Annotated in this window: 20 protein-coding genes and 1 riboswitch; of the genes, 3 read left to right on the top strand and 17 right to left on the bottom strand. The window is 36.5% G+C overall.

From position 1 onward, the window contains the following. Nucleotides 1–6: 6 nt before the first annotated feature. Genes moaA through CALHY_RS09405 form a run of 6 tightly spaced genes read right to left on the bottom strand, consistent with a single transcriptional unit; the run spans nucleotide 7 to nucleotide 5,366 of the window. Nucleotides 7–933, bottom strand: coding sequence for a GTP 3',8-cyclase MoaA (gene moaA, locus CALHY_RS09380; RefSeq protein WP_013403720.1), 927 nt, complete (start codon nucleotides 931–933; stop codon nucleotides 7–9). Between the two features lie 14 nt (nucleotides 934–947). After that, complete coding sequence (locus CALHY_RS09385) at nucleotides 948–2,111, bottom strand: molybdopterin molybdotransferase MoeA (RefSeq protein WP_013403721.1); 1,164 nt, start codon at nucleotides 2,109–2,111, stop codon at nucleotides 948–950. Next, nucleotides 2,108–3,322, bottom strand: coding sequence for a molybdopterin molybdotransferase MoeA (locus CALHY_RS09390; protein ID WP_013403722.1), 1,215 nt, complete (start codon nucleotides 3,320–3,322; stop codon nucleotides 2,108–2,110). Before CALHY_RS09390 ends, CALHY_RS09385 begins: the two co-directional genes overlap by 4 nt. Beyond that, nucleotides 3,319–3,906, bottom strand: coding sequence for an ATP-binding cassette domain-containing protein (locus CALHY_RS09395; RefSeq protein ID WP_013403723.1), 588 nt, complete (start codon nucleotides 3,904–3,906; stop codon nucleotides 3,319–3,321). Before CALHY_RS09395 ends, CALHY_RS09390 begins: the two co-directional genes overlap by 4 nt. Beyond that, on the bottom strand, nucleotides 3,899–4,531 hold the full coding sequence (locus CALHY_RS09400; RefSeq protein WP_013403724.1) for an ABC transporter permease: 633 nt from the start codon (nucleotides 4,529–4,531) through the stop codon (nucleotides 3,899–3,901). The genes CALHY_RS09395 and CALHY_RS09400 overlap by 8 nt, the downstream gene beginning before the upstream one ends. Nucleotides 4,532–4,550: 19 nt before the next feature. Next, complete coding sequence (locus CALHY_RS09405; protein ID WP_013403725.1) at nucleotides 4,551–5,366, bottom strand: substrate-binding domain-containing protein; 816 nt, start codon at nucleotides 5,364–5,366, stop codon at nucleotides 4,551–4,553. 166 nt (nucleotides 5,367–5,532) lie between these two features. Between CALHY_RS09405 and CALHY_RS09410 the strand changes: the two genes are divergently transcribed. After that, nucleotides 5,533–6,963 carry an ISNCY-like element ISCahy1 family transposase gene (locus tag CALHY_RS09410; RefSeq protein WP_013403726.1) on the top strand — a complete coding sequence of 477 codons (1,431 nt, stop codon included), beginning with the start codon at nucleotides 5,533–5,535 and terminating at the stop codon, nucleotides 6,961–6,963. Between the two features lie 337 nt (nucleotides 6,964–7,300). After that, nucleotides 7,301–7,432: riboswitch (molybdenum cofactor riboswitch) on the bottom strand. Here the strand turns inward: CALHY_RS09410 and CALHY_RS09420 are convergent. The 4 genes from CALHY_RS09420 to CALHY_RS09435 all read right to left on the bottom strand — a co-directional run bounded on the left by CALHY_RS09420 (nucleotide 7,426) and on the right by CALHY_RS09435 (nucleotide 10,493). Continuing rightward, nucleotides 7,426–8,112, bottom strand: coding sequence for a HesA/MoeB/ThiF family protein (locus CALHY_RS09420; RefSeq protein ID WP_013403728.1), 687 nt, complete (start codon nucleotides 8,110–8,112; stop codon nucleotides 7,426–7,428). Its footprint overlaps the riboswitch before it by 7 nt. Before the next feature lie 3 nt (nucleotides 8,113–8,115). Further along, nucleotides 8,116–8,346 (bottom strand): MoaD/ThiS family protein, encoded by a 231-nt coding sequence (locus CALHY_RS09425; RefSeq protein ID WP_013403729.1) that lies wholly within the window; start codon nucleotides 8,344–8,346, stop codon nucleotides 8,116–8,118. After that, nucleotides 8,321–10,081, bottom strand: coding sequence for an aldehyde ferredoxin oxidoreductase N-terminal domain-containing protein (locus CALHY_RS09430; RefSeq protein WP_013403730.1), 1,761 nt, complete (start codon nucleotides 10,079–10,081; stop codon nucleotides 8,321–8,323). The genes CALHY_RS09425 and CALHY_RS09430 overlap by 26 nt, the downstream gene beginning before the upstream one ends. A gap of 1 nt (nucleotide 10,082) precedes the next feature. Then, nucleotides 10,083–10,493 (bottom strand): 4Fe-4S binding protein, encoded by a 411-nt coding sequence (locus CALHY_RS09435; protein ID WP_013403731.1) that lies wholly within the window; start codon nucleotides 10,491–10,493, stop codon nucleotides 10,083–10,085. Nucleotides 10,494–10,755: 262 nt separating this feature from the next. Here CALHY_RS09435 and CALHY_RS09440 point away from each other — a divergent pair, with 262 nt between their 5' ends. Further along, on the top strand, nucleotides 10,756–11,505 hold the full coding sequence (locus CALHY_RS09440; RefSeq protein ID WP_013403732.1) for a fumarylacetoacetate hydrolase family protein: 750 nt from the start codon (nucleotides 10,756–10,758) through the stop codon (nucleotides 11,503–11,505). Between the two features lie 41 nt (nucleotides 11,506–11,546). On the opposite strand, the gene CALHY_RS09445 is transcribed toward CALHY_RS09440, so the two are convergent. The 3 genes from CALHY_RS09445 to CALHY_RS09455 form a co-directional block, all read right to left on the bottom strand. Continuing rightward, nucleotides 11,547–11,909 carry a hypothetical protein gene (locus CALHY_RS09445; RefSeq protein WP_013403733.1) on the bottom strand — a complete coding sequence of 121 codons (363 nt, stop codon included), beginning with the start codon at nucleotides 11,907–11,909 and terminating at the stop codon, nucleotides 11,547–11,549. Between the two features lie 85 nt (nucleotides 11,910–11,994). Then, complete coding sequence (locus tag CALHY_RS09450) at nucleotides 11,995–12,567, bottom strand: BofC C-terminal domain-containing protein (RefSeq protein WP_013403734.1); 573 nt, start codon at nucleotides 12,565–12,567, stop codon at nucleotides 11,995–11,997. Between the two features lie 75 nt (nucleotides 12,568–12,642). Beyond that, on the bottom strand, nucleotides 12,643–13,374 hold the full coding sequence (locus CALHY_RS09455; RefSeq protein WP_013403735.1) for a YebC/PmpR family DNA-binding transcriptional regulator: 732 nt from the start codon (nucleotides 13,372–13,374) through the stop codon (nucleotides 12,643–12,645). A 135-nt stretch (nucleotides 13,375–13,509) separates the two neighbouring features. Here CALHY_RS09455 and CALHY_RS09460 point away from each other — a divergent pair, with 135 nt between their 5' ends. Further along, entirely contained in the window at nucleotides 13,510–14,997 is a 1,488-nt protein-coding gene (locus CALHY_RS09460) for an oligosaccharide flippase family protein (protein ID WP_013403736.1), read from the top strand. Here the strand turns inward: CALHY_RS09460 and CALHY_RS09465 are convergent. The 4 genes from CALHY_RS09465 to hflX all read right to left on the bottom strand — a co-directional run bounded on the left by CALHY_RS09465 (nucleotide 14,968) and on the right by hflX (nucleotide 18,393). After that, complete coding sequence (locus tag CALHY_RS09465; protein ID WP_013403737.1) at nucleotides 14,968–15,579, bottom strand: hypothetical protein; 612 nt, start codon at nucleotides 15,577–15,579, stop codon at nucleotides 14,968–14,970. The genes CALHY_RS09460 and CALHY_RS09465 overlap by 30 nt on opposite strands. A 21-nt stretch (nucleotides 15,580–15,600) precedes the next feature. Then, nucleotides 15,601–16,221 (bottom strand): YigZ family protein, encoded by a 621-nt coding sequence (locus CALHY_RS09470; protein ID WP_013403738.1) that lies wholly within the window; start codon nucleotides 16,219–16,221, stop codon nucleotides 15,601–15,603. A gap of 127 nt (nucleotides 16,222–16,348) precedes the next feature. After that, nucleotides 16,349–16,771 (bottom strand): NUDIX hydrolase, encoded by a 423-nt coding sequence (locus CALHY_RS09475; protein ID WP_013403739.1) that lies wholly within the window; start codon nucleotides 16,769–16,771, stop codon nucleotides 16,349–16,351. Between the two features lie 92 nt (nucleotides 16,772–16,863). Continuing rightward, nucleotides 16,864–18,393 carry a GTPase HflX gene (gene hflX / locus CALHY_RS09480; RefSeq protein WP_013403740.1) on the bottom strand — a complete coding sequence of 510 codons (1,530 nt, stop codon included), beginning with the start codon at nucleotides 18,391–18,393 and terminating at the stop codon, nucleotides 16,864–16,866. Nucleotides 18,394–18,468: the final 75 nt, after the last annotated feature.

Below are 18,468 nucleotides of genomic sequence, written 5' to 3' on the forward strand. Positions count from 1 at the left end.
TTTACACTACCCTCCTATCTTAAACATCGGCATATCCGATTTTAGGCTTCTTATCAGCTTTTTCTTTTTGACAAAATCTTCTATCTTTTTGAGCAGGAGATCTTCATCATCCAGAAACTCTCTTAGCTCTAAACCATTTTTATCAAACAGACAGTTGTAAAGCACGCCAGTTGATGAGACTCTGACTTTATTGCATGTTTTGCAAAAATGGTCTGATACAGAGCTTATAAATCCTACCGTGTAGTCAAAATCTTCAACATAGTAATATTTAGCAGCGGAAACTTCCTTTGTGCTCACTTCTTTTATTCCTTTGAACCTTTTGATAACCTCATCTTTGCTTACAAATTCATCTTCAAAGATTTGGTTGGCAATACCAATTGGCATAAGTTCAATAAAGCGAATAATAATATTACTCTTTTTTGCAAAGGAAATCAAATCTTCTATCTCATCAAGGTTAACAGAGCGAATGAGCACAGTGTTTATTTTCACTCTCTTGTGCTCTCTCAACTCATCTATCGCTGTCAAAACCTTATCTAAACCATCAATTCCTGTTACAGACCTGTATTTTTCTTTATCCAATGTATCAAGAGAAATATTTACTGATTTGAGCGGACTTTTAATAACCTTTTTAATCTTTTCGGTATCTAACCAACCATTTGTTGTTATATTTATATTTTCTATACCAATACTGTGTGCAAACTCAATTATCTCAAAAATGTCATCTCTCAAAAAAGGCTCTCCACCAGTAATCCGAAGCTTTTGTATTCCAAGCTTTTTAAATGCAGAGATTATCCTAAATATTTCTTCTTTTGAAAGCTGGTCTATCCTTTCATAATACAAATCCTTTGTTCGGCAATACATGCAAAAAAAGTTGCATCTATCAGTCACAGAAAGCCTTAAATAGTCTATTTTTCTTGAAAAACCATCAAACATTTTCATCACCTTTTTCAAATCATCTTGACCTTAACCAAACTTCCCTCTTCCACCACATCCACATTTATTGGCACAACTATATACCCATCTGCCCGTATCAAACTTGAAATCACGCTTGCTCCTCTTTTTAAAACTCTTGCATGGTTTTTGCCATCCTTGTTTTCAACCTGTACTCTTATATACTCCTCAGCTCCAACGTCTGACCCAACTCTTCTTTCCAGTACAGCCATAACCGTCTTTTCTTTCGGATTTAACAAATATGCGTCAAAGAAAGCCTTTAAAAAAATCTCTTTGAGAACAAAAAACATAGAAACAGGAAAACCAGGAAGTCCCATTACGAGCTTCCCATTTATCTCACCTATGACTGTTGGTTTGCCAGGCTTTATAGCTATACCGTGGACAATTACCTTGCCAAGACTTTGGATAGCTTCAGATGTTAAATCTTTGTCACCTTTAGATGACCCAGCATTTACAAACACAATATCAAATTCATCTAAAAGTTTTTTCAAAGTTTCTTTAAGAACATTTAAATCGTTGGCTACTGGTTTGAAAATACTAATTTCAAAACCATACTGATAAAGAAGTTCACTAAAAATCACCGAATTGAACTCAACAAGCTGTCCAGCTTTTTCAATTCTATCCACAAGCTCATCTCCAGTTGGCAGAAAAGCAACTTTTGGCATTTTGTAAACCTTGACATTAAGCCATCCACCAGCTTTTAGATATACCTTGTCAAAAAATGTCAAAAACTCACCTTTCTTTATTATCATCTCACCTTCTTTTATATCCTCGCCCTGTGAACGAACGTTTTGACGCGGATAGTAGCTTTGAAAAATTTTTATTTTACCGCCTTCAACTTGGACATCTTCAAAAGGAATAACCGCATTGAAATTATCTATACTTTCCCCTGTTTGGACAGTTTTGAAATTTTCAAGGTATTTTGGATTTGTATCATAAGCGTCGAATGTCTCTTCAGCCATCACGGCATATCCATCCATTGCAGCAACATCTGTAGGTGGGGATGTGTGAATAGCTTTGTAATCCTCTGCAACAAATCTATTTTTTGCATCATACAATGAAATCTCCTCTTCTTCTAATACCAGATATTTCTTTAGAATTTCCTGGATAGAAACTCTTGCATGCTGGGGAAGCACAGTTGAAAAATGATAATCTTTCATATCAATATCACCTCAACAATATCTCCCGCCCTGATACCAGTTTTTGTTGCATCAACCCTTATATATCCACTTGCATTATTCAAAAGATTTATCGAACCTGATTTTCCATAAAGAGGCTCAGCTAAAATCTCATCACCAAAATGAAGCTTTACAAACACAAACTCAGTTCTGCCGGATGAAGTTGCGATGCTTGTCTTCATCTTTGCAACCACTTTTCTGAAAGTGTCCTGCTGATGTAATATTATGTCCATAAGTTTTTTTACAAAAAAGTTGAATATAAAAAGGCAAGACACAGGATGGCCAGGAAGTCCAAAAACTGCCTTTATTCCAACCTTTGCTATTATTGTTGGTTTGCCCGGTTTTATTGAAACACCGTCAACAAGCACCTTAGAATCTTTTAGACTCTCAATAGCCTTTAAAGTGTTGTCGTATGTGCCAACAGAACTTCCACCTGAAATAAGAACAATGTCATTTTCCTGCAAAGCTTTAAATAGGATATCTTTTAAAACTTCAAAATCATCTTTTACAATCCCATACATTTTTGGCAGAGCATATTCCTTGTAGCATGATGTAAACAAGGTAAATGAGTTAACATCATAAATCTTTGCGCTATCGAGCTTTTCATCCTGTGATATTATCTCATCTCCGGTTGAGACGATACCCACCCTTATTTTTTTAAAAACTTCCACTTCCTTTTTCCCTATTGCAGCCAGCACGCCAATTTGAGCAGGCTCAAGTTTTTGATATTTCTTTATAACAATGTCACCTCTTTTTATATCCTCACCCTTTTTGAGTATATTCTCGCCAGGTTTTGCTGGCTTGAAAACATAGAGCTTGCCATCTTCTTCAATGGTATTCTCAAGCATCACAATACTATTTGCATTTTGGGGTACATACCCCCCTGTGAATATCCTTGCAGCCTGTCCTTTTTGTATTTGAAAGTCTGGTACTTTACCCGTTTTCACCTCGCCTACTATTTCAAACACGGCCGGGTTTTCATCATTTGCTTCAAACGTCTCTTCACATCTTAGTGCATATCCATCAACAGTGGACTTGTCAAAGTGAGGAACATCTATATCTGCTATAATATCTTGAGCACAGATTCTAAAAACTGCTTCTTGGATAGATACCTTTTCTGATTGAAGATTAAAATTACAAAACTCATCTTTAAGTATCTCAAAGACCTCAAAATATGTTTTTAATACCTTCATCTGGTAACATCACCCTCTTGAATAATCTGACCATTTTCAAAATATATCACATTGCCCATCAAAGCTGCACTTTGATGGTGTGTTACAACTATTATACACCTTTTTTGTGCTTCATCTTCTATAAGTCTGTACACAAACTCTTTTACATCTTTGTCGAGAAAGGAATCGGGCTCATCCAAAAAAAGCACATCAGAAGGTATATAAAACGCTCTTAAGAAACTTACTAGCTGTCTCTGCCCAGCCGAGAGCTGATTTATGTTGGTTTTAAGAGGAACACCAAACATCTTTAAAACCTCCTGGGCAGACTTTAGCCTCTCATGCGAAAGAGCAAGTGCAAGATTATATTCAACCGACCCTCTAAAAAAATATGGTTGCTGTGGAAGCATAATGTTTTTCTTGAACAGATTATGTATTCTACCTGAATATTCTTTGTCTCTTCCAAAAAGCATTCTTAAAAATGTGGTCTTCCCACAACCGTTTGGTCCTTTTATGATATAAAGCCCTTTCTTTCCAAATGTGAGACTTTTGCACTCAAACAATATCTTCTGTCCAAAACTCTTTTTCACATCTTTTACCTCAATCAACAACATCACCCTGCAATATTTGCAAAAGTGTATTAAAAGTAAATGAGATGGCAAGTAGCACCGCACCCAGCAAAAGAGCGTTTGAAAACTCACCCTTGGTAATTTCAAAAATTATGGCTGTTGTTAAAATCCGTGTGCTTCCTTCTATGTTACCTCCAACAATCAAAACTCCACCAACCTCAGAAATTGATCTTGATAGTCCCAAAACAATAGCATACATTATTTCTTTTGAATATTCCTTCATAATGGCTGTATACCTTTTGCGTCCTTTCACGTTCAAATAATCCAAGTTTTCAAGAACCCTATCTATATTTTTAAGTCCAGACAGGGTATACAGTGTGACTATAGGAACAATGAGTATTACCTGGGCAATAACCATGGCCCATTTGGTAAAAAGTATGTTCAAAAAACCAAGAGGCCCTTTTCTGGAAAGAAGTATATATACCAGTAGCCCTGCGAGTACAGGTGGCAAACCAGATAGAGTATAAACTATTCTAATTAGCATCTTTCTATATTTGAACCTTTTGACTTTGAGAAAATACCCTGCAGGAACACCTATCAAAACAGCCAAGAATGTCGAAGGAATACAAACAACCAAAGTTGAAATAATTACATTTGCCAGCATCTTGCTACCTCTTGACCACTTATTTTACAACTCTGTAGATTTCTTTTTTGAAGAATTTTCGGTTAAAAGAACTTACAAGATTTTTAAATTCCTTGCTTTTCAAGTAGGCAGCAAATTTGGAAAGCTGTGCTTTTTTAGGTGAGTAAGCAAAGTAATAAATATTTGTAAGTACTTGCTCCTTTGGATTTTGGTAAACTACATCCAAGCTATCTAATTTATCTTTCATTTTATAAAATGTTGCTTCATCAGTGAGAATAAAAGCTCCCTTTTCATTTGCAAGATTTAGACTCATTCCCATACCCTGCCCTGACTTTATATATCCTCCAAAATTTGGCTGGACCTTTGCTAACTTCCATATCTCAAGTTCTCTAATATAAGTTGCTGAGTTGTCTGCACGTGACACAAATTTAAAGTTATTTTTTCTTATCAGTGCAAAAGCTTCTTGGACACTTTTTACCTTTTTAAATAAATCCTTTTTATCTTTTGGCCCAACAAGTATAAAATAGTTCGAAACAAATGCTGTATAACCATTTATCAGTTTCTCTTTTTTAAGTTCATCCAGAAATGACTTTTCATGTATTATTATTCCATCAGCATCACCATTTCTGAAAATCTTTACAGCTTGACCACTCCCTACTGAAATGAAATTGAACTTTACATTATTTTTCTTTTCAAAGGCAGGTGTAACAAAGTCCAAAAAACCACTGTCATATATACTTGTAGTTGTAGCTATCTTGTAAGTTTTAGAATAAGAAAATGAAAGAAAGCTAAAAGTAGCAACCAAAATAAAAGCAAGTAACGCTGCCAAATTTTTAAGATACTTTCCTTTTTTCATTTTTATCCCCTCGCATTTATATTTTCAAAATAGCCTTTTGCAAAAACGCTCAAGATGAGCGTTATCAAGCTTTACATAGAATCAAAAAAGACTGGTCACCCTCCTCATAATTGTAGTAAAATATGATTATATAAAACAAATTTTCTACTATGAGGAGGGTTCCAAAATGTTCAACACCAAACCTAAACAACTTTCTTTCATAGACCTATTCTCCCACCTAAAGGCTTCGGCTCTCTACAAGCCTGAAAGCCTCTTGGGCTTGTTCAATAAATTCATTGACTTGTCACATTATATACCTTCTTCTTTCTACAATGCCTACTACAAATATTTCGGTAAGCATAGATACTTCTCTTTAGAATCTATGCTTTGTTGCTTCCTCGTCCAAAAATTGCTCAAACTCAATACTTTAACTCAGCTTCGTGCTGTCTTACTCAACTCATTCGAACTTCGCTCATTTTGTAATCTTCATGGCAATGTCCCTTCTATCTCTACTCTCTCTCGCTTTAGAAAAATATTTGCAAGTGAAATCCATAAACTTTTTCAAAATATCTCTATCCATGCACATAATATTTCCATCCAACAATGCCCTCAAGATTCTTCAATCTTAATCTTCGACACAACAGGTATTGTCCCAAAGGTTCGTGAAAACAATCCTAAATTCATTCATCTACTGCTGAAAAATACCTCAAAAGCTAACCCTGAACTTCCCTCTGAAAAAGTCTACTCTCTTGTTTATTCTTCTCTGCCTAAAACTGCTGCTGCCAATTCCAATATCCGTCTTATGTTCACAAATGGCCATTTCTGCTGGGCTTTAAAATTTGCAGTCATTACCAACGCTCTCGGTATCCCTTTAGCTTTAGTACCTCTGTTTAACTATGATTCCCCTTCCTCTGACCCACAAGAAGCAAAAGCTATCTCCGACTCTAAAGGTTTAATTCCTTCGCTCGAAACTTTATTCTCTTATATCCCCAAAAATTTCTCCACTTTCATCGCCGACAGTGCTTTGGATTCCCACAACATATACTCCACTTTAAAAAATACCTTTAACTTCTCCAAAATCGTTATTCCACTAAATACAAGAGCTTCTAAAAATACTACACCTACATCAGACCCCAATATCGTTATTTCTGAAGATGGTATCCCTATCTGCAAAAAGTTCAACAAACCTTTTAAACCCGAAGGCAAATGTCAGGGTAAAAATCGCTCTTTGCGCCTTAAATGGACTTGCCCTATGTCACAATACAAAGATGGCAAACGCATCTGCTCTTGCCCTCAGCCTTGTACTACCTCTAAATCGGGTAGAATGTTCTATACATACCCAGATAACTTTCGCTCTTTCCCAGGTATCAACAGAAATTCACAAGAGTTTTTTGACCTCTACAAAAAACGTGTCGCTGTAGAGCAGACTATTTACCACCTGAAATCCTACATGGGCTCTGATACTATCTCTACTTATGACCATATTTCTATTTTCTCTGATTTCTTGCTATCTGCCATTACTTTCTCGCTCTTGTTTATTCTCGCTCACAATATCAAACTCTATTGCTCTAAATTGACTATCAAAAAACTTAACAAGCTCAAAAAACTTATCGCTTAATACTACTATTTTTTAAATCTATTTCTTACAAAAAATTTCTGGTTTTGTTTTTACTTAACCTTCTAAAACAAGGAGTTAAGAAGGCTTAGGATATTATTGTCTTTTTTGAAGTTGTTAATTTTTGTCATATGTTTGTTGCTGATTATTTTTGTTGGTATTGATAATATTTGGTTTTCACTTCTCTTTTCTTTTTGTATCTTGATTGTATTTCATGTTAGTATTGGTGCCTTTTACCTTCAATCACCACCTATTTTGCAAACGCCTAATATTTTCAAAAACAAAAAAGGATACTCTCCCGCTTTGAAACTTGAAGCAAAAGAGTATCCTTCTAAAACCAAGTTTTAGAAGAATCTTTCCTTTCCAAAGCGGGAGGCGTAGGGGTTTCCCAACCTACACCCTATCGGCCACAGCACCATGAAGAGGAAACACCCTCTTTTTAGGCTGCTGTGGCTCGGAAAGATTCTAAAATTCAAAAACTCTGTATTCATTTGTCAGAAGATTTACAACCATACACTTTCCGATTAAGTTCTCACCTTGAACTGATATCAGCTTACAAAACTCAGAAAGTTCCAAAGCTGCTGTCAGCATTGGTGCAAAAATGGGATTGCCAAGGTCTTTTTCAGCACCTTCAACATTTGTCTCTCCCAAAAGTTTTTCTATTCCATGTGTGTCTTTTGTGATGATGGCAATCTGGGCATACCAGCCAGCACACCCGCCGTGAATTAAAACCTTGCCCATCTTTTGTGCAAACTTTGAAAGACTCTTTCTTATTTCTATATTGTCAGTTGCATCGAATATATAACTTGCTTCCATCAAAAATATATCAAGGTTTTCTAAATAAGCCTTTTCCTTTATTGGCTCAAAATAAACTGCAGGGTTTATCTCTTTTACCCTTTTTTCAGCCTCAAACACTTTGAATTTTCCAAGGTTGTTTACGTTAGAAATTATCTGCCTATTGAGGTTAGTCTCATCAAAAGAGTCCATATCAACTGCAATAATCTTTTTCACACCAAGCCGCGCAAGTCCTTCTATCAAAAAACCACCTATTCCGCCCACTCCAACAACCGCAACTGTTGTTGAAAGAAGTTTTTTTTGAGCATCTATACTCAAAGCACCCAGATTTTTTAGATATCTTTTTTGCACAGCCATATATTAGCCTCCAGTTGCATATGGAGTTATATACACACTATCATTTTCCGACAATACATAGTCAAAGTCAACTCTTTTTTGATTGACAATCACAAACCCAACCTTGTCTTTTGGAATGTTTAAGTTTTCAAGAAGCTTTTCTACATTTGTGTTCGGGTCAATCTCAACTTCCATTTTCCCAATTTTGCTGCCGTACCTTCCAAAAAAACTATTTACCTCTACTCCAATCTTCATATTCCTTCTCCACCCTCTCGATATACATCTTCAAAAGCCTATTTAACCTCTCTTCATCCATCTTACCCCACATTGTCGGTGTTTCAAATATTCTCTTTGGAAACTTATAATTTTCAAGGGAATATCCAAGCTCTTTTTTGATTTTCAGTTTTGTGAAAAATACGTCATTCGCAAGTCTTGTTAGGTCATCGTCTGTCCAGTTTATACCAACGGCATTTAACGCTTTCAAAATGGTTGGCCTGTCATACACCTTTCGGGCAAACAGGCATATGCAAAGTGATGTGAGCACTGCCCTTTCTTTTTCTTCATTAATTACATAATCTATTATTTCCTCATCTTTTAATTCTTTTGCACTCTGGTCATAAGAGTAACCTGCATTGTCTAAATGAGAATGCCTTGCACCAACTGTTTGACCAAGCGCAAATGCATAGCCTGTATGATATCCTGCCATTTCATTTCCACCATACAAAAGCGCAAACTCTTCTCCTCCATATTTTTTAACAGCTTCTTTCAAACCTTTGCCTATTGTGTAGTAAAACTCGTTTATTCTATCTGCAATATTGTCAATTGCTTTAACATACTCCATGGTGTTGCCAAAATCAAGGTCAGCAAGGGTATCTTCTCTTGAGATAAGCCCTTTTTTGAGCGCTTCTGTTGCCCATGCCAATACAACACCTGTTGTTATAGCATCAAGTCCTGCAAGTTCAACCTCTTCTATAATTTGTAAAACTTCGTCTGTTGTCTTTATTCCCAATAGGCTTCCAAGTGCATATATAAGTTCATGGTCATATGAAACAGAAATGGATTCATACTCATATCCCTTGTCAAACTCGCGTCTGAACTGTCCTATATGGATGCATCCAATGGGACAGCCTACACACGAAACCTTTCTGACCAAGTTCTTTTCGGCAAATGTCTCACCTGAGATATCATCTGCATATTCGAATGTAGACTGAAGCAAATTTTTAGTAGGAAGAGAACTTATGCTATTTAGCACTTTGATGTTCATAGGTGTTCCAAGCTCGTGATACTTCGCCATAGCATCTGTCTGTGTAACTTTTTTGTATATCTCCTGATAAGTCTTAAAGTACTCTTTAAGGTTGGCAATTGGCAAGTCCTCTTCTCCCATTATCATCATAGCTTTGAGGTTCTTACTTCCAAAAACTGCTCCTATGCCAAGCCTTCCAAAATGCCTGTAGGTATCAACGTTGACACAAGAGTATGTTACAAGGTTTTCCCCTGCCTTGCCAATTCTGATTATGCTTCTTTTCCCTGGACCTGGCTCTCTTTCTCTTATAACTCTTCCTGTCTCCTCTATGTCAAGTCCCCACATAGCCCTTGCATCTTTAAATTCAATATTCTTATCTGTAATGACAAGGTATGTGGGTTTTTGAGCTTTTCCTGTTATAACTATTGCATCATATCCTGCATTTCTTATTGCCATTGCAAGTCTTCCACCTGCATGGCTTTCACCATATTCCCCTGTGTGAGGTGAAATAAAGGTTGCTACAGCTTTTGTCACAACAGGAAAGATGGTTGAAAGAGGCCCGATTGAAATGATGATCGGCTGGCTTTCGTGCAAAGGGTCAACACCTTTTTTCATATTTTCCTCTAAAAGCTTTGCTGCAACACCTGCTCCGCCCAAGTATTTATAAAGATCCTTCCTTTCTTGAATGTCTGCTTTTTTGTTTGTAAGGTCTATATAAAGCACTCTTATAAAGTCTTTGCCTATCATCTTACTCACTCACCTCTTCCATGCTAAGACAATTGTGTGGGCACATTCTCACACATGCCCCACAGTGTTTGCAAACAATTGGGATTTTTCTATCATAGTCCATGTGAATTGAGCCAACTATGCACGCGCTAACACATTTTTCGCATGCAATGCATTTTTCTTCGATTAGCTTAACACCTCCACCTGGCCTTTTAACAAGCGCATTTGTAGGACAAGCCTCTGCACACGCTGGTTCTTTGCACGCAACACAAATTGTTGCTGCAAACTTGCTCTGAAGCCCCCCTCTTGTCTTCACCTTAATAGAACTTTTTGCAAGGTTGTGATTGTTATGGTTCACCGCTGCGCATGTAAGCATGCATGTGAAACATCCAAGGCACTTGTTCATGTTATCAGCTCGAAGAACCTTTGGCAATTAAATCACCACCTGTAAAATCATATTTAAAACTTTCCAAAATTATTATCCTCCAAAAATACTATTTTAATTAATACCCAAAATATTAGACCTTTAATCACCCAAAATCCAAATTTCGTTTAAAATTTAACAATCTTATTATATCACCTAAAATGAAAGTTTACAAGAGGCTACTTGCAATTTATTATTTGTGTTTTTGGGCAGGATATTATATAATTCTAACTAAGTTATATTTCACACTATTGAGAGGTGCTAAAGAAATATGAAACTCGGAAGATTTTTTTATGCAAACAAAACATTTTTCGGGCTTGTTGAAGGCAGCTCAGTGAAGGTTTTGAAAAGTCTTGACCCACTTAAAATAAGTGACCAATCTTATCCCATAGAGGAGTTGAAAATTTTGCCGCCTGTCAAGCCTTCAAAGATTGTATGTGTGGGTCTTAACTACAAAGACCATGCAAAAGAACTTGGACTTGAACTTCCAGAAAGTCCCGTGTTATTTTTAAAACCTCCGACATGTGTGATTGGTCACAACGACAGTATAATTTATCCGCAGCACATGAGTAGCCAGGTGGACTATGAAGGAGAGCTTGCGGTGGTTATAAAAAAAGAGTGTCGCAATGTAAAACCCCAAGAGGCAGATGAGTACATACTTGGCTATACATGCGCAAATGATGTGACGGCAAGGGATTTACAACCAAAAAACGGTCAGTGGACTGTAGCAAAATCATTTGACACTTTTCTACCACTTGGTCCTATTATAACAGATGAAATTGACCCAAACAACAGTCCAATTAAAACTTATCTTAATGGCAAACTTGTTCAAAATTCTAATACAAGCAATTTCATCTTTACAGTGCAGGAACTCGTAAGTTATATAAGCTCTATAATGACTTTAAAATCTTTTGATGTGATAATAACAGGAACACCTTCTGGCATTGGGAGTATGAAAAAAGGAGATGTTGTTGAAGTTGAAATTGAGGGGATTGGAAAACTCACAAATTATGTAAAGTAAAGGCTGGCAGTTTTAATTGTGCCAGCCTCTCAAGACTTTTTTTATACAGCATTGTGAACAAAGGCAACTATCTTTCTACATGGAATGTCAACTATTGAACCAAGGCCGCAAAATCTTCTGTGTGGCGGGCAGCATCTTTCTCTTCGATGATGTTCGCCAAACTCTTCTCTTGAGTCATAGCCTCTGTACCAGAAGGGGTCATCTGGTGGTGTCCCTATTGTTACAATAAGCCTTATAAACCTTGGCGTAACAAGTGCTAAAACTCCTGTAAATCCTTGACCGCTTTCTCCTCCGCTTTCTGTGAACACTGTAACTGTTTCTCCTAAATATTTTTTCATGTGTTCACAGATGTCGTGGCAGTGATGTTCGTGACCTTCATACCTCAAATCCAGTTCTTCTGACATACCTTCCTACCTCCCATAATTCATATTATGTCTTCTACCATTAACATAATATGAATTATGGGTAAACTGTGTTACATAAAATTTTTTAACTTCCAAAATCCTCAATTATCTTTATTGCATCTTCAAACGAGTTGACCACGATTCCTTTTTTTAAATCATTGACCTCTTGTTCTGGTAAGTTCTCAATACTAATTGGAGTAATGAGCTTTAGAGTATCACCATCTACAGGTTGCGAATAAAATATAGCTACTCTTCCGTCTTTTATAGAAATTATAAAATGATTGGGACAAAAACCGTCAAATACACGGCTTATCACCACATACTTAGAGCTAAATGCATCTATTTCCCAGCCGGCAAACATATTTTTAAAGTCCTGCTTTGACATCCCTACATACTCTTTTGGTACTAACTTTTTCTCTTCGATGACATGTCCACATCCTTTAAAATATTTTCTTACAACAAACAAAGTGTTATCAGCTATCCTGCCTTCTATATCTTTGTTTATATATGCAATCTGTGTTACGTTCTTGCCTTTTATGTCCTTTTCAGATTTCACTTTTCCTCTTTCTAATGTTATAGTAAACCCCACTGCAAACGACACTATGAACAAGAAAATAATAATAGCAGTGAGCGTGGCAGTTTTAAAATACAGTTTCATTTTCTTGTGGCCCCCATGAGTACTCAAACTTTTTTTACTATTATTCCCTGCCAAACCCACTGCTATACATAGAATTTACTCTTCATTTTCTTCCCAGTTATGATAAACCTCTTTTACATCATCGTTGTCTTCGAGCATGTCAATAAGTCTTCTCATCTTCTGGGCATCCTCACTTGAAAGTTTTACAGTTGTCTGAGGAATCATCTCTATCTGAGCTCTTATAAATGTAAAACCTTCTTTTTCCAGACCTTCTCTGACCTTTGAAAAATCCTCAGGTGATGTAATTATCTCATATATATCGTCCTCTGAGGAGAAATCCTCAGCACCATACTCTAACGCCTTTTCCATCACAAAGTCCTCATCTGGAAAACTTTCTTTTTCAATAACTATGACACCTTTTCTGCTGAACATCCATGAAACACAGCCTGTTTGACCAAGATTGCCACCATTTTTGTCAAAAATGTGTCTAAGCTCTCCGGCCGTTCTGTTTCTGTTGTTTGTCATTGCCTCAACAATAACAGCAACTCCGCCAGGTCCATAGCCCTCGTACGTAATGTCTTCGTATCCTGTTGTGTCAATCTCACCAGCTGCCCTTTTTATAAACCCCATTATCTTATCCATGGGCATGTTGTTTGCCTTAGCTTTTGCGATTACATCCCTGAGCTTCGGGTTTGTCTCAGGATCAGGGCCGTACATCTTTGCAACAACCATAAGTTCCCTACCAAGTTTTGTAAAAAGTCTCCCTTTCTGTGCGTCTGTCTTTTCTTTTTTGTGCCTTATATTTGCCCACTTTGAATGTCCAGACATAGTTTGCTTCCCCCTACCTTTTAAGCTGCTATTGTGCTCAATATGGAATTATAAATTAGATTTAGAGCTAATGTCAAATGAAATTGATACATAAGATTTAATAATGAACAAAGATTGATTTGTTATGAAAGAAAGATGAATAAAAAGATTTTAAACCAAATTGTAATACTTACACTTTGTAATATTTTAACATACAGTCTTTTTTTCTTTTACAGAGTGTTCATATCGCGCAGAATTGGTTCTGTTGGTATGGGACTTTATACATTTGGCATGACACTTTATTACCTGTTTTACAGCATATCAAGCGGTGGGATTTTGACAGCCATTTCAAAATATATTGCTGAAAACTGCTATTCAGCTGGGCTAAAAGAAAAAGTTGTCTTTGTGATCAGCAGGATACTCTTTTTCTGGAGCATTATAATTGCCATATTGTTTTGTGCATTAAATCCATTTTTCTGTGACATTGTATTTGCTACTTCACATCTTAAACACAAGGTCTACCCTCTTATTGTGTGTATTGTGGTTGTCACCCAGTCAGCTATTTTGAAAGGCTTTTTTTATGGCATTCAAAATCCTACTCCACCTGCCTTGGCAGAGGTGTTTGAAAATATTGTCAGACTTTCTGTCACCTGTCCCATTTTTTTGACAGTAGCAAAGTCATCTTCGCTTGACACAAAGCTATTTTTGTCTTTCTTAGGGATTCTTATAGGAGAACTTTCAAGTCTGAGTTTCCTTTGGATATCATATAAGCTCAAATACAAAAATATTCGATTTACGATTAAGCTTTCTGAGATTGTGCAGATTTCCTCTAATATATTCAAAGTATCTGTGCCACTTGCCACAGCCAGTGTCCTTGGAATGATTTTTCAATCATTTGAAAATATGATAATTCCCAAAATGTTTGAAAGCATCGGCAATACAAAAACCAAAGCAATCTCCATCTATGGAATAATAAATGGCATGAGCTTCCCAGCAGCAACCCTGCCACTTGTAATAATAAATTCACTATCCATAATAATAGTTCCTACCATCTCTGAAACAAAGATTAACACAAAAACTCTAAACTCTCGAATAAACTCTTTTCTCTTGCTTACCATTGCTATTTCATTGCCAGCAACATGCATATTCTTACTTTTTCCTGTACAGATTTGTAATTTGCTATACAAAAACCCTCAAGCAGGAGTGTATCTTAAACACATTGCACCTGCAATAGCATTTTATTATCTTTCTGTTGTACTTTCAAGTTTACTTAATGCACTTGATAAGGTCAATTTTAATTTTATTTTAAATACAGTACTGACAGTAGCAAGATTGATAGCCTATATCCCAGCAATATTACTTTTCAAAAGTGAAATCCCTTATATTTGGATTTCAAATATATTTGCCCTTATTTCATGTATTATAATGATTGAAAAGATAGCAAAGCTTGAGTTTGAATTCGTTCTTGAAAAAAGAATAATCTTTCTCATCTTTCAACTTGCAGTTGTGTGCCTGCTTATATTTGCCATACTCATTTATCTGAACATAACTTCAATGCAAGTTTTTATTATTCTGTTTTTAGCAGGATACTTTCTAATTAGCTACTTTATCCTTTTATATCAGAAAAGGCGTAAGAAATACTGAAGGTGAATATATATAAAGCAAACAGTAGAAAAGCACAATCACAAATACTACTGCCAAGGCCTTTGTTCTTGTTATTCCGAAACCCTTTGAAAGTGCTTCATAAACGGATATCAAGAAAAACATCTCTGACACTTTAAAAACTACATAACCGATGGGTAAAAACCAAAAGATAATACCCACCAAAAATGCATAGCATGGAAGAAGGTATGATACTGTCAGCGTGGTTATCACTTGGGAAATATTTGCTCTTTTTCTTGTAACAATGGAGGCTGTTAAGAATACTATGGTCGCCAGTATAAAAAGCCTAAAAATCTGGTTTGAAAAAAGGGTAATGATAAGCCTTGCCAGTCTTAAATTCTCCAAATCGGATTTTATTCTGTCTGTAAAAAATACAAGACCTGCTTCCCCTGGCATTATTTCATACCCTTTTCTAATCTGAAGGTAAACGTAGATTGTAAAAAGTGCAATATATATCAAAAACACTGCTATTCCTGCTACAAAATTGTTAAGAAGCGAAATGTTCTGAACAAAATAAAGTGGATTTGTAAAAAGGTATTTACACACATTCTCTTTCTTGTTCACAGCACATACACATCCTTTTTCCTAAATTGCTCTTAAAACTATCCCTTTTTTGTCAGCCAGGAAGTTGCCGGATGTAATATCTGAAACGTTCTTTATAAACTCATCCACCTCTTCTTTTTTGATTGCCAGCAACAAATCTACAACTTGCGAATATTCAATCTTCTCTATCTTTGTATTAAACCTTGAAGCAAGCCATTTAATCTTCTCAAAATCAGAATATTCTATACTCAGTAAAACCTCTTCACACTCATGATACTCCAAAATACCTGCTTTTTCAAGCCCGAGGCTAGCTGCCTGTGTATACGCCCTGACAAGTCCTGACGCGCCCAGCAGGATTCCGCCAAAATAGCGGGTTACTACAATTAGCACATTTGAAACATTGCTCTTTCTTATTACCTCCATGACAGGAAGCCCGGCTGTACCCTGCGGCTCACCATCATCCGAATATTTTTGTACAGGATATTCAATACCATATGTATAGGCATACACGTTGTGTGTTGCATCATAAAACTCTTTTCTGACCTGGTCAAGGAAGGTATTAACCTCATGCTGATTTTCTACCCTGAAAACTGATGCAATGAACCTTGACTTTCTTTCAACAAATTCTACTCGGACATTTTGAGCAATAGTTTTAAATCCCATTTTTATTTTAATCTCCTTTTTTCTTATTATCACACACCTATTTTCATATCAAAAAGGGCTGTCATTTTATGTTAAATTCAATGACAGCCCGTCAAAATTTTGCACCATATATATTATAAATTGTGATTTAAATATTCACAAGTTGTTTGTACTGTTCATACGCACAAGATGCCAGAGCCTTGTCTTGGCTGTAAGTAATCTTCTGGATAGCCTCTTCAATGTCAAAATACCCGGCATCAAAAACGTTCTCTTCCTTGTTCTCTTTCAAAAATTCGGGAGATTTTGCTTCCATGATATACCATATAATCTTGTTACAAACTGGTCTCTGACGTGTGACAGAATAGAACTCATAACTTGTTTGACCTGCTGTGGAGAGAATTGAAGCATCAATCCCAACTTCTTCCTTGACCCTTCTTACCGCAACTTCGGGCGCAATCTCGCCGTTTCGGATAACACCTTTTGGAAACACCCATTCGCCCTTTTCGTTCTTCATGATAAAGATTTTTCCCTGGTAGAACACAACTCCACCAGCACAATTACGGATTAGCAATGCGGACAACCCCTTTCTTTTATTTTAATAAAAATTTCCCCCTACTTTAATAATACCCTCTTTATTCATCATATTCAACAAATTTCATATAATTAAATCCTCTCAACAATCATATCAAGCAAAGTATCAATACCTCTGCCATCCTGAGCAGAGATAAAAACATGTGGAAGATTGTCAAACACATCCACACTTGAAAGGTCCACTTTATCTATCTTGTTATAAACCCTTATAAGAGGGATATTTTCTGCTCCAAGCTGCTTTAGCAAATCCTCAGATACTTTTATGTGGTCATAATAATATGGGTCAGATATATCTACAACGTTCAGTATAAGGTTTGAATACTTGACCTCTTCTAATGTTGAGGAAAACGCCTCAACAAGATGATGCGGCAAGTTTCTTATAAACCCAACAGTATCAGTGAGCAAAAATTCTTTGCCCTTGTGGTACACTCTTCTTGTTGTAGTATCAAGTGTTGCAAATAGTTTATCTTCTACCAGAACATCTGCTTTTGAGATTCTGTTCATGAGAGTAGACTTGCCTGCGTTTGTGTAACCAATTATTGATACAACCGGCACCTGGTTTTCTACCCTGCTCTTCCTCTGAACTTCTCTATTTTTTTTCACCTTTTCAAGCTCTTTTTTTATCTCTTCAATCCTGCGCTGGATATGTCTCCTGTCAATCTCAAGCTTGGTCTCACCAGGCCCTCTCGTCCCTATTCCACCACCAAGCCTTGAAAGTAGCACTCCAGTCCCACGCAGACGCGGAAGCAGGGTCAAAAGCTGTGCAAGTTCTACCTGAAGTTTTCCCTCTTTGGTCCTTGCACGCCTTGCAAATATGTCAAGTATAACATCAGTTCTATCTATCACTTTTCTCAAAAGCAGCTCTTCTAAGTTTTTTATCTGAGCAGGCGAAAGTTCTCTGTTGAATATCACAACGTCAATGTCTTTTTGCTGACAGATAGAAAGTATCTCTTCTGCCTTACCCCTTCCTATAAAATACGCAGGGTCTATGCTCCTTCTTACTTGTACCACCTTGTCAACAACTTTAACCCCTGCTGTCTTGCACAGGCTCTCAAGCTCTTCAAAAAGGTGTCTGTCATGTTCAGACGAACTTTTTGGCCACACATCAACAAGCAGAGCCCTTTCCTCTTTTTCTGTCAAAATCTCGTGAATTTTTTCTCTTTCCCTCTGCTTTTCATCCACTTCTGAAATCTTGGATGAGATATCAAGATTGTAAAAATATTCTATTTTGTGTGGTCCAACCGTTTCAACCTCTTTTAGATACCTTCCCCAAAAAGCTATGGTAGCCTCCTTAGTTTTTAGCGAGATTGTCATAACATAGTCATACTTTTTCATTATAAGTGTGGAGAGGTCAAGCATAGAAGGATGTGATGCAGAAGATAACTTTGTAAAGATTAACGCTGCCTTTTTAGGAAAAGAATCTTGGTTTTCAAGCTCTGCAAATTCTTTCTTTTCTATTAGAACCTCTTCAATTCTCCCTTTTCTGTTCAAAACAATTGCTATTTCCTTATTGAGATTCAGCGAAAACTCTTTTAGAAGATTGTAGACAAACTCATCAATCATATACTCTTCTGTCTGATGGGACTTGAGTTTTTGAATCATATTGTGATAATACTCTCTTATTCGTGGCATACGATTTGTTAAAAACACCTCCTTGAAGCACCTTATCTTGGACAA

Origin of the sequence: Caldicellulosiruptor hydrothermalis 108, from assembly GCF_000166355.1 — a bacterium.
In the GTDB taxonomy this organism is placed as follows: domain Bacteria; phylum Bacillota; class Thermoanaerobacteria; order Caldicellulosiruptorales; family Caldicellulosiruptoraceae; genus Caldicellulosiruptor; species Caldicellulosiruptor hydrothermalis.